This is a genomic window from Streptosporangium sp. NPDC002544, from assembly GCF_040295965.1.
In the GTDB taxonomy this organism is placed as follows: domain Bacteria; phylum Actinomycetota; class Actinomycetes; order Streptosporangiales; family Streptosporangiaceae; genus Streptosporangium.
Genome location: NZ_JBEOWJ010000025.1, coordinates 113,360 through 127,488 on the forward strand (window position 1 = coordinate 113,360; position 14,129 = coordinate 127,488).

10 protein-coding genes are annotated in these 14,129 nt (G+C 70.4%); 4 read left to right on the top strand and 6 right to left on the bottom strand.

Annotated elements, in window-relative coordinates; translation table 11 throughout:
• Window positions 1–8: 8 nt before the first annotated feature.
• Window positions 9–1,022, bottom strand: a complete 1,014-nt coding sequence (locus ABT061_RS32245; protein WP_350925094.1) for a hemolysin family protein — start codon at window positions 1,020–1,022, stop codon at window positions 9–11.
• A complete protein-coding gene (locus tag ABT061_RS32250; RefSeq protein WP_350925096.1) occupies window positions 1,019–2,380 on the bottom strand; it encodes a hemolysin family protein in 1,362 nt (453 codons plus the stop codon). The genes ABT061_RS32245 and ABT061_RS32250 overlap by 4 nt, the downstream gene beginning before the upstream one ends.
• Window positions 2,381–2,716: 336 nt before the next feature.
• Between ABT061_RS32250 and ABT061_RS32255 the strand changes: the two genes are divergently transcribed.
• Both ABT061_RS32255 and ypfJ read left to right on the top strand, forming a co-directional pair.
• Window positions 2,717–3,550, top strand: a complete 834-nt coding sequence (locus ABT061_RS32255) for an ion transporter (protein WP_350925098.1) — start codon at window positions 2,717–2,719, stop codon at window positions 3,548–3,550.
• Between the two features lie 248 nt (window positions 3,551–3,798).
• Complete coding sequence (ypfJ, locus tag ABT061_RS32260) at window positions 3,799–4,677, top strand: KPN_02809 family neutral zinc metallopeptidase (protein WP_350925100.1); 879 nt, start codon at window positions 3,799–3,801, stop codon at window positions 4,675–4,677.
• Between the two features lie 75 nt (window positions 4,678–4,752).
• Here the strand turns inward: ypfJ and ABT061_RS32265 are convergent, their stop codons facing one another.
• Window positions 4,753–5,130: a hypothetical protein gene (locus ABT061_RS32265; protein WP_350925102.1), complete on the bottom strand. Its 378-nt coding sequence runs from the start codon at window positions 5,128–5,130 to the stop codon at window positions 4,753–4,755.
• A 234-nt stretch (window positions 5,131–5,364) separates the two neighbouring features.
• A complete protein-coding gene (locus ABT061_RS32270) occupies window positions 5,365–5,889 on the bottom strand; it encodes a pyridoxamine 5'-phosphate oxidase family protein (protein ID WP_350925104.1) in 525 nt (174 codons plus the stop codon).
• Between the two features lie 269 nt (window positions 5,890–6,158).
• Here ABT061_RS32270 and ABT061_RS32275 point away from each other — a divergent pair, with 269 nt between their 5' ends.
• A complete protein-coding gene (locus ABT061_RS32275; protein WP_350925106.1) occupies window positions 6,159–6,617 on the top strand; it encodes a winged helix-turn-helix transcriptional regulator in 459 nt (152 codons plus the stop codon).
• Window positions 6,618–6,906: 289 nt separating this feature from the next.
• Window positions 6,907–8,343, top strand: coding sequence for a hypothetical protein (locus tag ABT061_RS32280; RefSeq protein WP_350925108.1), 1,437 nt, complete (start codon window positions 6,907–6,909; stop codon window positions 8,341–8,343).
• Here the strand turns inward: ABT061_RS32280 and ABT061_RS32285 are convergent.
• Window positions 8,314–11,445 (bottom strand): non-ribosomal peptide synthetase, encoded by a 3,132-nt coding sequence (locus ABT061_RS32285; protein WP_350925110.1) that lies wholly within the window; start codon window positions 11,443–11,445, stop codon window positions 8,314–8,316. The genes ABT061_RS32280 and ABT061_RS32285 overlap by 30 nt on opposite strands.
• The gene (locus ABT061_RS32290; protein WP_350925112.1) at window positions 11,442–13,976 is read right to left on the bottom strand and encodes a S9 family peptidase; all 2,535 of its coding nucleotides are present in this window, start codon (window positions 13,974–13,976) and stop codon (window positions 11,442–11,444) included. Before ABT061_RS32290 ends, ABT061_RS32285 begins: the two co-directional genes overlap by 4 nt.
• Window positions 13,977–14,129 lie beyond the last annotated feature (153 nt).

Here is a 14,129-nt window from a genome sequence, read left to right on the forward strand (position 1 = left end):
GTCCGGTCCTACGCCGGGATGAGCAGGGTGGTCAGCAGGTCGTCCAGGCTGACCAGTCCGGCCAGGGAGCCGTTCGTGGTCTGGACGAGCGCCAGCTGGCTGTGCGCGGCACGTAGTTCGGCGACCGCCTGGGAGATCGAGGTCTCCGCTGAGAGCTCGGGCAGCCGGTAGGCGATGTCTCGAGCGCGGATCCGGGTGCCGCGCCTGCGGGCCAGGTAGGCGTCCCGGACGTGGACCACCCCTGCTGGGCGATCACCGTCCCACACCACCAGGCGGGTACGGCGCGTCCGAGCCGAGGTGCTGACGATCTCCTGAGCCGAGGCGTCGGCCGGCACTCCGGCGATGTCGCTCACCGGGACGGTGAGCGAGGCGATCGACGCGTTCGGGGCGTGCAGGGCCTGGGTGAGCACCGCGTGGTCGTCGGTCTCGATGAGCCCCAGGCGGCGCGACTCCTCCACCAGGTGCTGCAGTTGCTCGGGTGTGCGAGGGTTGGACGTCTCGTCACGGGGCTGCACCCGGAACATGCGCAACAGCAGGTTGCTGACGCCGTTGAGCGTGGTCAGGATCGGCCGGACGGCCACGGTGAAGCCGCGAAAGGGCAGCGCCAGGGCCGTCGCCGAACGCTCGGGGTGGGCGATGGCCCATGACTTGGGGGCCATCTCGCCGATCACCATGTGCAGGAACGTCACGATGGCCAGCGCGATCACGAAGGCGACCGCGTGCGCGGCGGCTTCGGGCAGGCCAAGGGTGTCGAAGAGCGGTGTCAGGCTGCCGGCGATCAGCGGCTCGGACACCACGCCCAGACCGAGAGAGCACAGGGTGATGCCGAGCTGGGCTCCGGCGAGCATCAGCGACAGCTCCCGGATGCCCTTCACCGCCGCTGCGGCGGCGCGGCTACCGTGCGCGGCCGCCTTCTCCAGGCGGTGCCGTTTGGCCGCGACGAGGGCGAACTCGGAGGCGACGAAGAAGCCGTTGCCGATCAGAAGGAGTACGGTCAGCAGAATGCCGGTGGGCAGGTTCACTTCTCCTCCACGCCTTCCTGGCTCGCCTCGGTGTTCCGGAAGGGGCGCAGGCGGACCCGCTCGGGTACGTGCCGGTCGAGGGTCAGCACCTCGATCTCCGCATGCGTGGGCGCCTGCTCGGCCATGGAGGGGACCAGGTCGACGGTGACCACGTCACCGACCGCGGCGAAGCGGGCCAGGCGCCGCAGGATGAGCCCGCTGACGGTGTCGTAGTCGTCCTCGTCGGGCAGTTCCAGCCCGGTGGCCAGGGAGACCTCGTCGATGCGCAGGCTCGCGTCGATTTCCCAGCCGTCGCCGGTGGCGACCACGGTGGGGATGTCGAGGTCGTTCTCATCGGCGATCTCCCCGACGAGTTCCTCGGCGACGTCCTCCCAGGTGACCAGCCCGGCCAGGCCGCCGTGCTCGTCGAGGACGCAGGCGACCTCCTCGTCGCGTGCGTGCATCTGGGCGACCAGGTCGGGCAGCGAGACGGAGAAGGGCACCATCAGGACCTCGCGGGCGATGTCGGCCACCGGCGTGTCCGCGGCTTTGTCGGCCGGGATCGCCACCAGCTCGCGCAGGCCCACGATGCCGATCACGTCGTCCAGGCGGTCGCCGAGCACCGGGTAGTGGGTGTGCCCGTGGCGGGAGATCAACTCGTCCAGCTCGGGGATCAGAGCCGAACCGGCGACGCTGACGACGTCGGCGTGCGGGACCATGACCTCCCCGGCGGTGTGCTCGGAGAAGGCCAGTGCCCGCTCCAACAGGTCCGCCTGGTCGCCGGGCAGGTGCCCGTAGGCCTCGGACTCACCGATGATGTGCCCGAGTTCCTCCAGCGTCGCGCCGTGGTGCAGCTCCTCGACCGGCTCGATGCCGACCGCGCGCAGCAGCCTGTTGGCCGCTGAGTCGAACAGCCGGATGATCGGCCCGGCGATCGTCAGGTAGGCCAGGGTGGAGGAGGCCAGCGCGCGGGCCAGCGGTTCTGGCCTGGCCAGCGCGAGGTTTTTGGGGGCGAGCTCGCCCAGCACCATCTGGATCACGGTGGCGACGATGAAGCCGAGCACCAGGGCGATGCCGCCGGTCGCGCCCTCGGGGACGCCGAGTGCGCCCAGGCCCGGGGCGATCAGCTCGGCCAGCGCGGGTTTGGCGATGAAGCCGACGACCAGGGCGGTGACGGTGATGCCGAGCTGGGCGCCCGACAACATGAACGACAGCCGCTCCATGACCTTGATCGCGCGGGCGGCCTTCTTGTCGCCTTCGGCGGCCTGCTGGGACAGAGCCAGGCGATCGGCGGTGACATAGGCGAACTCCTGGGCGACGAAGTAGCCGGTGGCCAGGGTCAACAGCAGAACGGCCAGCAGGCCGAGGGCGATGCTCACCTCGGTTGCCTGCCTCGTGATCGACGGTCTCTGATGTGGTCTCTGCTATGGCCGGAGTCCGACGACACGGACACCACCACCTTGCCCTTTCATCCGGCCCTCGTGGCCGGCTCATGTCCTCCCGGGTCGTCGACGCGGGAGGATCTCCGTTTTCGCAACGCTAGCCGATCTTCTGGAGCCGGCTCGCTTCGGGGTTCTTCGCCAAGGTCAACGCTCCGCAAATCGGCCGGGTTCCTCCTATGGCGTATGTCATACGTTCAGATCTTTTCAGGGGTGACCTGTGCGGGCTTACGATGATCGGCATTTGACCCCTTCCCCCCTCCGGGAGCTGACCTCTTGCCAGGGCGAGAACGTATTCGTTCCTTCCTTGAAACCCGGCTCTTCCAGCGGGTTGTCATAGCCGTCATTGTGATCAACGCGATCACGATCGGCTGTGAGACCTCCTCCTATCTGACGGACCGGATCGGCGGCTTCCTGCACGCCGTCGACCGGATCGCCCTGACGATCTTCACCGTCGAACTCGTCGCCCGCCTCTACGCCTACCGGGGCGCGTTCTTCAAGGACCCGTGGAACTGGTTCGACGCGATCATCGTGACCATCGCGCTGATCCCGGCGTCCGGCCCGACCTCCGTGCTGCGGGCCCTGCGAATCATGCGGGCGCTGCGCCTGGTCTCGGTGGTCCCCAGCATGAGCAAGGTCGTCGGTGCGCTGTTCGCGGCCATGCCCGGGATGGCCGCGATCGTCGGGCTGCTCCTCCTGGTCATGTACGTCTCGGCGGTCCTCGCGACCCAGCTGTTCGGCGGAATCGCCCCCGAGCACTTCGACGAGCTGCCGACGTCGCTGTTCACCCTGTTCCAGGTCATGACCGGCGAGGCCTGGCCGGACATCGCCCAGACGGTCATGGCGGAGAAGCCCTGGGCGTGGGTCTTCTTCGTCGGCTACATCCTGATGTCCTCCTATGTGGTGCTCAACCTGTTCATCGCCGTCGTGGTCAACGCCATGGACGACCAGAACACCTCCGCCGAGGAACAGCGGACCGAGGACCAGCTCACCGCCATCCTGAACGAGCTCGCCCGCCTGCACGCCAGGATCGACGCGATACAGGGTGTTCCCCGAGCTGCTCAGCCCGTCAAGGCACCGCGCAAGAACGCCGCCCGCCGCTCCCGGTGACCGGCCCGTGGCAGGCCGGCCTGCCCATGAACTCCGCCTGCGTCGCGGCGGATCGACGAGGGGGGCGGCCCGCGTCGCCGACCCCGGTGAGGGTACCGGTCGGCACCGATGCCTCCGGCCGCCGCATACCGCGACCGGGCGCCGGAGATCAACGGCCGGCCGCCCCGGCGCGGGTACGGCTGTCGCCGCTGGAGGTGATCACGGCACAATGAAGTCACGGCAGGCACCCCCAGAGAAAAGTGACCGTGATGGATTTCCGTGACGATGTGGATCTCGACGCCTCCCAGGTGGAAGACAGGGGCGGTGGCGGTCTGTCCGGTGGTGGAATCGCGGTCGGCGGGGGCCTGATCGGCATCATCGCGCTGGCCGCGGCCGTGTTCTTCGGGGTCAACCCGGCCGAGCTGCTGAACGGCGGCGGCTCACGACCCGCTGACCCGAGCCCGGCCTCGAACCTGGGAGCCCAGTGCAAGAAGGGGAGCGACGCCGACCAGTCGGACAAGTGCCGGGTGGTGGGTGTGGTCAACAGTGTCCAGCGGTACTGGCAGGACGCCTTCACCGAGCGCGGTAAGGAGCCCTACCGCACCGCGAGAACCATCCTGTTCAGCGGGGCCGTGAGCACAGGGTGTGGCCGCGCCGGCTCGGCCGTCGGCCCCTTCTACTGCCCGGCCGACCGCCGGATCTACATCGATCTCGGCTTCTTCGAGGAGCTGCAGAGCCGCTTCGGCGCCAAGGGCGGCCCGTTCGCCCAGGCGTACGTGATCGCTCACGAGTACGGACATCATGTGCAGAACCTGATCGGGACCACCAGACGGGTAGGCAACGACAGGAAAGGGGCCGACAGCGCCTCGGTCCGGCTGGAGTTGCAGGCCGACTGCTATGCCGGGGTGTGGGCGAAGAACGCCATCGACACCGGGTTCTACGAACGGCCGTTCACCGACGCCGACATCCAGGAAGCCCTGGACGCGGCCGCGGCGGTCGGCGACGACCGGATCCAGGAGCGCGCCCAGGGCAGGGTGGATCCGGAAGGATGGACGCACGGCAGTTCGCGACAGCGAGTCAAGTGGTTCACCACCGGATACCGAACCGGTGCCCCCGCGCGCTGCGACACCTTCTCCGGCAGCCTCTGATACCGGCGACCGCGGTTCCACGGCCTGGTCGCCCTGGCCTGAGCGGTGCACGTCCAGAGGTGATCCCGGCTGCGGTCATGCCGCCGGTCGGTCGCCGGCGCGAGACGGCCCGCGCCCGGTCGCGCGCTCGACGGCGATGCGGGTGAGCCAGCCGAGGCCCGCGGTGAAGAGGGGCGGCCACACGATCGGCCCGAACGTGTAACCGACCAGTACCGCGAGTGGAATCCACACCCGGTGCACGGCGTGATAGAGCACTCCGGGAGGGCCGACGCCGGCCAGTCGGGCCAGGTCGGGCAGCACGAAGAACAGGAGCATGGCACCCGTGGTCGGCACCCCGTACTTGACGCTCTCGAAAATCGCGAAAGCGGCCAGGAACAACGCGAACGCCCACCAGGCGGCTTTCCGCGCCCACCCCATGACGTCGTGCCGAGAGTCACCCCGCCGCGCGGTCACGGAAGGAGACTTCGCCCTGGATTCCCCGTCATGGGGATACTCGGCAGTCACCCGAAAAGCGTAGTGGAGGAGACTGGTCGAACACCCGGACTCCGAGCCCACACCGTCGCCCCGGGAACTCCTACGATCAAGAGAATGCGCACTGATCTGGTGACGATCCTCGTCGAGGACTATGACCGGGCCATCGCCTTCTTCGTCGGCATCCCGGGCTTCGACTTGGCCGAGGATGTTCCCTCAGAACCGCCAGCGCGTCGCCGTCATGCCGTCCACGCCGTAGCCGAAGGCACGCATGGGCATGACCTGGTAGAAGCCGTACTCGGGCGAGCCGGGCAGATCGTCCTCGTGGACCGAGCCGTCGCGTACCGCGAGATCCCACTCGTACTTCGCTCTGAACGCGGCGGCCACCCGCAGGAGCCTGGCCTCGTCCCGCACCAGGGTGGCGACGCCTTCGATCGAGAGGTCGAGGGTTTCGCCGGCGACGGTGACGGCGCAGTGGGGGTTGCGGGCGAGGTTCCTGGCCTTACGGGACGTCGGGCGGGTCGTGAACCAGGGTGTGTCGTCGACGCAGACCAGCAGTACGGGCATGGCGTGCGCGCGGCCGTCGGGCCGTACCGTGGAGAGCCATGCCTTCGGCGCGGTCTCCAGGCACGCCCGCGCCTGGGCCCAGGGTTTCACCGTCGCCTCGTCCGTGCTGAACGGTGTCGCGTCGGCCTCGCTGAACAGGAGTTCGGGGGTGGGTGTCGTTTCGGCTGCCATCATGTGTTCTCATCCTCAAGATCTTGACGCTTCACCGGGCGGCGGTGCTCAAACGTGGTACTCGCCGTGCAGGCGCCACCACTCGTAGGGCTGGGTCTGTGGCCTGCCTTCGGGGGAGTCCTCCCAGATCTCCTGCCGGCCGATCCTGGGCCGAGACGACCTGGGGATGGCTCATGATGCTCTCCCTACTATTGGTTCCCTAAAGGAACTTACTTGGAAGACGGTAGCAGGCGATCGTTCCTTAAGGGAACCCTCTGGCTTAGACTGACTTCATGCAGCGAACCCGATTCGGTGACATGGCCTGCTCGATCGCCCGCACGCTGGACATCGTCGGCGAGCCGTGGTCACCGTTGATCCTGCGGAACGTCTACGTCGGCATCACCCGCTTCGATCAGATCCAGCAGAGCCTGGACATCTCGCGCAAGGTGCTCACCGAGCGACTCAAGTGGCTGGTCGAGAACGACGTGCTGGAGCGGCGAGAGTATTCGAGCCGTCCGCCGCGCCATGAGTACGCGCTCACCGCCAAGGGCCTGGAGCTCTGCGACCTGCTGCTGGTGATGGTGCGCTGGGGAGACCGGTGGACGGCGGGCGAGGCTGGTCCGCCGGTCCTCTACCGGCATCATGCCTGCGGTGAGATCAGCCACGTCGAACTGCACTGCTCGGTGTGCGACCGGCCCATGCGCGCCGCTGACATCGATGTGCTGCCCGGTCCTGGGGCGGCCTCGGTGTGAACCGCGGTGAACTGGCCCGGCTCTGGTCTTCGCCTCACCCGAATGGCCGCCTTCATCGGTGGTGTGGAGGACGGTGAACTCGGTTGGGAGGACTCGCGGGACAAACGGACGCGGGCCTCCTCGGTCACTGAAGGACCTCAAGTCGGGTGGGACAGGGGGATGTCGGAGATCTGAGGTCCTTGCTCACCGGAGCCTTTTGGGGCCGCCCCCTCCAAATGCTCACCGAACGTCGACGCCTCGTATCAGAATGACATGACGCCAGGTGGTGGCCGACCTCTGCGAGGGTGGTATGGACAACGTAATGCGGCTGGTCGATGCTGCGACACTCGATCCGCGGATCACCCCCGAGCAGTTGAGCACCCGCTACGGCCAGGACGACCACGCCTTCAGTCTGCTGGCCGTCGCGGAGGCGATCCTCAACCGTGTTCCCGCCGGTGTCACCCAGTGGCTGTCGGCCCCCGGCGTGCGCACGATGTGGGAGGAGGTCCTCACCGTCCAGGAGGGCAACCACCAGCTTTCGTGGTGGAGCAAGATGATCGCTTTCGGGATCGAGCACCCCGACACCCTGCGCGCGGACCGGCGACTGGCCAGGATCCGCCAGCGTCGCCGAGAGGCACAGTTCATCGTGACCACATCGGTGGAGGACCGCTCGGTGGACGGCCGTGTGCGGGACACCGCACTGCGGCGGCTCAAAGGCGCCCATCCCCAGGAGACCGATTCGATGCTCGACGAGCTGCGCCGCCTGGGTGGCATCGCCGGCGACGAATGCCTCAGCCCCGGGGCCGAACGGCTTCTGCGTCTGAGCGATGAGCGGTTTCGCGACCTGGCCGCCCAGGATGTCCAAGGACGCGCGGACGCCGACGAGCTGAGGCACCCCGCTGTGCTGGCCCGCTGGTATGACGCCCTGGTCGAACTGGGCTCTCAAACCTTCGAGCAGATCGGCCTCGAAACCGAAGAGCGCAACATCCGGGCATGGTTCGCCGTTCCCGACCGGTACCTGATCGATACCCGGCACGACGCGTCCGTCGAGGACTGGGCCCCCAAGCTCACCTTCCTCACCCACCTGCGCACTCGCCTGATGGAACGCGGCAGGCTCCGCCGCGCACACGACCTACGGCTGTTCCAGCAGGTTCACAGCCCCTTGGAGCAGAGGCTGAGGGCGGCCTACCCCGATGAGTACGTCCGCTACCGGCAAGAAGAGCCCTCACCCGCCGCCGCGCCGCAGGCGGGCGAACCTCGTCCACCCCACCCCGCCGCGTTCTCCGGATACGCGGAGGTGTTGCACAGGCATGCGTGGAATGTGAAATGGATCTATGACGGGCACCGGGTGTGGTTGGACGCCTGGCACGGCGACGACTGGCGTAAGGGCGGCCGCATCGTCGTCACCGCCGCACGGGGTAGAAACGCCGGTAAGTCGTCATGGAGATGGAGCAGGCCCAACTTCGTGTTCCACAACCGCCGCTCCCGCCGTTACACCCTCCTGTCGAGTGCGGAGGCCCTGGTAACGCTCGCTGCGGAAAACCCCGCCGTCACCCCGACCCGATACCTCAAGGCCGTGGTGCCGCAGGTACGTGAGCATCTTGAGGCGCTCATCCCCCCGGACGGCTTCCGATGGCGGCACCCGTACCCGCCCCCATGCGGCCCCGCCCTGGACAGGCCGCAGGAGTTTCACGAACGCGGGCTTCCGGAAGGGGATCTATCCGGGGTCGCGCAACGCCGAGGCTAAGCCCGTGGCCGTTGGGTGTTCCCACAGCAGGCGGGCCGCCACCGGTCTGCGCAGGCCGTCACGGAGGCGGTCCAGCAGTGTCACCGCGAGCCGCGAGTCGCCGCCCGCCTCGAAGAAGGTGTCGTGCGGGCCGACCCGATGGTTGTCCAGCACCCGCCGGAAGGCTTCCAGCACCTCCAGTTCCAACCGGTCACGTGGCTCGTCCGTGCGTCTCCCGGCGCGGGCGGCCGAGGAGGCCAGCCGGCGACGGTCGATCTTGCCCGCGCTCGTCAGCGGTAGCTCGTCCAGCACGTGCACGGCCCCCGGCACCATGTAGCCGGGCAGCCGCCCGGCCGCCCATGCCCTGGCGTCCTTCGCCGTCACCGGCCCGGAAGCGGAGGCGGGCACGGGGACGGACAGGTAGGCCACCAGCTGGTCGTCCTCCAGTGTCACCGCCGCGTCGTCCACACCGGGACAGGCGCGTAGCGTCTGCTCGATCTCGCCGAGCTCGATCCGGTAGCCACGGTGCTTGACCTGGTGGTCCACCCGGCCGATGAAGTCGAGGCGGCCGTCGGGGCGCTGCCGCACCAGGTCGCCGGTCCGGTAGAGCCGCCCGCCAGGCGCCGGAGGCCGGCCCGGTGCGGGGGGAAGCGGCCCGGCGAGGGGCACGAAGCGTTCGGCGGTCAGCGCGGGTCGCCGGTGGTAGCCGCGGGCCACGCCCGCGCCGCCGACGTGCAGCTCGCCGGGCACGCCCCGTGGCACCACACGGCCCGCGGCGTCCAGCACCAGCGCGTACGTCCCCGCCATGGGCAGCCCGATCGGCGGTACGCCCTCGCCGGGCGAGCAGTCGGCCAGGGTCGCGATGACGGTCGCCTCGGTCGGCCCGTAGGCGTTGACCATGCGCCGGCCGGTGCCCCAGCGCTCGACCAGTTCGGGAGGGCACGCCTCGCCACCGGTCACCAGCACCCGAAGGTCCGGCAGCGGGTCGTCGCCGGGCAGCGTCGCGATCACCGAGGGGGGCAGCAGCACGGCGTTCACCTCGAGCCCGGACAAGCACCTGCTCAGCGCCCGGCCGACGAGGATGTTCCCGGCCTCCGGTACGCACAGGGTGCCGCCGGAGGTCAGCGTGGTGAACACCTCCCAGACCCAGGCGTCGAAGGTCGGCGGCGCGAACTGCAGCAGCCGCGTGCCGGGACCGATGCCCAGCTCGGGGGCGAGGGCCGTGACCAGGTTGCACGCGCCGGAGTGCTCAAGCAGCACCCCCTTGGGCAGGCCGGTCGAGCCCGAGGTGTAGATCATGTACGCGAGGTCGCGCGGCCCGGCGGGGCTGACCGGGGCGGTCACGCCCTGGTCGCTCAGGTCGAGGTCGAGGTCGAGGCGGCGCCCTCCGCTCCGCGGCAGTTCGCGAAGGGTCTCCCCGGTGCTCACCAGGACGGCCGCCGCCGCGTCGGACAGCAGGTACTCCAGCCTGGCGGCAGGCTGGGCCGGGTCGAGCGCCAGGAACGCGCCGCCCGCGTACAGCACCCCGGCCACGACCGTGACCAGGCGGGCCGAGCGGGGCAGGCAGATCGCGGTCACCGTGCCCGGACCCACCCCCTCGGCGGCCAGCCGGCCGGCCAGCTCCCGGGCGCGCCCGTCCAGCTCGCGGTAGGTGAGCCGCTCGTCGTCGCCGTCCACCGCCGTCGCGCCGGGGGTGCGCCCGGCCTGCGCGGCGATCAGTACGGCCAGGGTGGAGTCCGGGTCCACGGTCACCGGTGGGCCGGTAAGAGGACCGGAGCACTCGTCCAGCGGCAGGTCGAGCACCGGCCGGGTGGGGGAGTGGGACATCTCACCGAGCAGCCGGATCAGGCGGGCGGCCATCAGCCGGATCGTGGCGTGGTCGAAGACGTCGACGGCGTAGGTGAGGGTCGCCCGCAGCCGCTCGTCGCCGCCTCCGGGAAGGGCCGCCCCGCCGTTCCCGGTGAGGGGAGCACGCGGCCGGTCGCCGCTGTCCCCGCCCTCGCGGCCCCTGCCCGATGCCTCGGTGGTGAGGCGCAGGTCCAGGTCGCGGGCCGTCCACGGGGTGACGGCGTCCGGGGCGTCGAGCGGTTCCAGGCGCAGGCCCGCCGCCTCGTGCGTGACGGGATGGGGCACGACGCCGTACGTCACGTCGAACAGCGCGCCCCGGCTGGGGGTGCGGGGCGGGGCGACGGCGGCGACCACGTCCTGCAGCGGCAGCCGATGCCGCCGGGCGTCGCCGACGGCTCGCTCCAGGCGGGCGGAGAGGGCGGCGAGGTCGGGGCCGCCGGACAGGTCCACGCGCACCGGGAGGAAGTCATCCAGCGGCCCCACTGTCCCGGAGAATTCGTTCGGCTCCCCGCCGAGCGGCCCCGAGACGCGGCCGGGGGAGTGCAGGCCGATCGTGAAGCGCTCCTGGCCCGAGCAGCGCGACAGCAGCGCGGTGAACGCGGTGAGCACCGCGAGCGGAGGGTCACCCAGCCCGGCCGGTACGGCCACCTCGAAGTGGTGTGCCCCGCCCGCGCCGGAACGGCGTCCGGGGCGGGGACGGTCGGTGGCCACCTCCAGCGGCGGCACCTCCCGCAGTGCCGCACGCCAGAACCTTCCACTGTCGGCGTCCGCGTCCCTCTCGGCAGGGGCGGAGGGCGGCTCGGGCAAGCGCGGGGAGTCATCCTCGGCCCTTGCCCGGTACAGCTCGGCCAGGTCGGCGGCCAGTACGGCGGCCGAGCCCTCGTCGGTGACGCACGGGTGCGCGCGCAGCACCAGCACGTGCTCCGCCGGGCCGAGCGCCAGCAGCGAGACGCGGGCCAGCGGCCCCGTCACCAGGTCGAACGGCCGGGACTCCAGCTCGGCCAGCGTCGCGCCGAGCTTCTCGGGCTCGACCGGCACCGCCCTCGGGGCGGGCAGGACCCCGGCCGAGACCACCGGGCGTGGCCCGTCGCCCCGGGTGGGCAGGGACCAGCGCAGCACCTCGTGCCGCGCGGCCAGATCGCCGAGCGCCGCGCCCAGTGCCGCCTCGTCGAGGGGGCCGGTCAGCCGCAGCCGCAGGGAGATCCCGCCGGGCGCGACATCGCCGAGCAGATGTTCCAGCCAGGCCCGCTCCTGGACGGGCGAGAAGAGCCTCACCGCTCGCTCCCGGGCAGGTTCAGCCGGAGCCAGTCCAGCTCCTGTTCGATCATGCTCTGGAAGTTCGCGGGCGAGACCATCGAGTACGGCATGTGTGCCTCGCCCCAGTAGCTGACCAGCCGCACCTTTTTGGCCTGCCTGGCCAGCGCCGTGTACATCTCCTCGGAGCCGGTGTGGGTCAGGTAGTCACGCTCGCCGTGCAGCATGAGCACCGGGGTCTTGATCTTGCCCGCGTGCAGCAGCGGGCTGTTGCGCACGTACCGCTGCGGGTCCTCCCACGGGGGCTTGCCCAGCCCGAACTCGAAGGCCGGGTCCTCGATGTAGGCCGGCGCGAACCATTCCTGCGCGCGCGGTGTGTAGCGGAAGCGGGAGTCGAACACGCCGTAGCTGCTGATCACGTCGGAGAAGCCGGAGATCGCGATCGCCGCCTCGAACCGGTCGGTCTGGGTGACGAGGCTGTGCACGTTGTAGGAGCCGAAGGAGTGTCCCATCACCGCCAGCCGCTTGGAATCGGCCACTCCGGAGTCGATCGCGGCGTCCACCGCGTTCATGATCGGCTTGGTGGGCCAGGTCATCGGCTCGGCCGCCGCCTTGCCCTCGGGGCGGGGGATCGACGGGACGAGCACGGCGTAACCGCCTGCGGCCAGGAACTGCAGGGTCAGGTAGCTCGGGTTGTTGACCTGGAACTCCGGCACGTCCTCCAGGGTCGAGACGATCCGGGTGCCGTACACGTTGACCACGAGCGGGTGACGCTGCCCGTCGCGGTGGCCCGGTGGCAGCAGCAGCGCGCCGGTCAGCTTCTCCCCGTCCGCGCCCTTGTAGGTGACGAGCCTGCGCTGCGGGGGGAGCACCTGGGCGAGATGGCCGTTCAGCGAGATCCGCTGGGTGTGGCGGCCGGCGTGCGTGGTCCACAACGCGGTGCCCTGGTCGCCGCCCGCGCCGAAGACCGCGGTGCGGTTGGCGGGGGAGTACCCGGCGATGCCCGCTTCGGGGTGCGGCGCCGGGAGCGGGGTCAGCACCGGTGCGGCGCCGGGCGCCAGCTCGTACAGGCCGCCCTTGGTGTCACGCGCCAGCACCAGGGGGAAGTCGCGGTCGAGCCGGGGGTTGGCCGGTTCGGCACCGCCCCGGTCGGTGGGGCGTACGCCGTTGCGCCTGACACCGTCGTCCAGCGGCCAGGCCAGCTCCGCCAGCGGGGCGGCGCCGGTGGCCTTCAGGTCGCGGGCCTGCCCGGTACGCGGGTCGATCAGCCAGGCGCGCCCGTCGGCCACGCCCAGCACGCCGCCGGTCACCGGCACCAGCTCCAGCGGGGGGACCTTGAACCGCGAGGTCAGGTCGCGCGGCTTGGCGGCGGGATCGGCCGGGTCGAACGCCCACCAGTCCTGGCGGGCCGCCGGATCGGCGGCATCGGCGACCTGCGTACCGCGCACCAGCGGGGTGCCCGCGCCCCAGAGCAGGCCGGTGGCCACCAGCCGGTCGGCGGCCAGCGGTGCGGCCTGTCCGCCGGCGGCGGGCACCAGGTAGGCGGTGAACGGGTCGGGCGTCTTCGGCGTGGCCTTGCCGACGACCAGCAGGTTGGCGCCGTCGGCGGCCCAGCGGGGCTGCACGGTGACCGAGGGACTCGGCACCTCGGTCACCACGCGTGGCTGCCCGCCGGCGGCGGAGGCGATCGCCAGCCGGGTACGCCGTTCCAGGACGCGCTTGAGCCGCCCGGCACGTGCGGGGGTGGGGCCGAGGTCGTCCACCCGGGCGATGTGCCGCCCGGTCGGGTCGGCGACCAGGTTGCCCGCCGTGTAGGTGCGGGCCGGCCCCGCTGAGGTGATCTTGCCGGTGACGGCGTCGATGACGGCGATCTCCTCGTCCAGCGTGTCCGCCCGGCCGGCGGTGGAGCTGTCGAGCACGGAGGCGGTGTCCTCCTTGCCGCGCTCGACCTTGGCCCACTCCTTCGGGGCGGCACGCTGAGCCTCCAGCCACTGCCCGTACTCCAGCGACCAGCGGCCGGGCCTCACCATCGGCGCGATCACCCGCCGGGAGTCCAGCCACTGGATCAGGTAGCCGGAGGCGTTCGTCATCGTCTGCACCCCGCGCGGGGTCAGTTTGCGGATCTCGCCGCTCTCGCGGTCCCACACGTGCAGGAACACGTCGTCGCCGCCCCGGGTGGAGGCGAAGGCCAGCATGCGCCCGTCGGGCGACCAGACCGGGTTGTAGTGACCGGTGCCGTCCTTCGCCCCGTGCGTCACGTCACGGGCCGGTCCCGCGCCGTCCGCTATCCAGATGTCGGCGCGCTCGTTTCCATCGACAAATGATGCGCCATATCTGCTCGACTCGCTCGGACCACGTTTCACGACCGCCGCCACTGATTTACCGTCGGGGGACGGGACGACCTGACCGAGTTTCTTCGTGGTCAGGAAGTCCCGCATCGTGAACGGCCCGGGGGCCCGCACCGCGACAGGCTGCTCCACCGGTGGGGAAGTGCCTCCCACCAGGGCGGCGGCCGTGAGCAATGACAGGACGAGCTTGACACGTAGCACCATGGGAGGACGATAACCACGTCATCGGAAACGCGGAAAAACGCCCGAGCGGCCCTCCGGTGGGCGGCTTATAATCCCGCCTTCGCCTTAATCGGACCATCCCGCCGCTTAAATCAGTGCCATCCCGCCGGCGAGATGACATCTGCCGGAAATCTC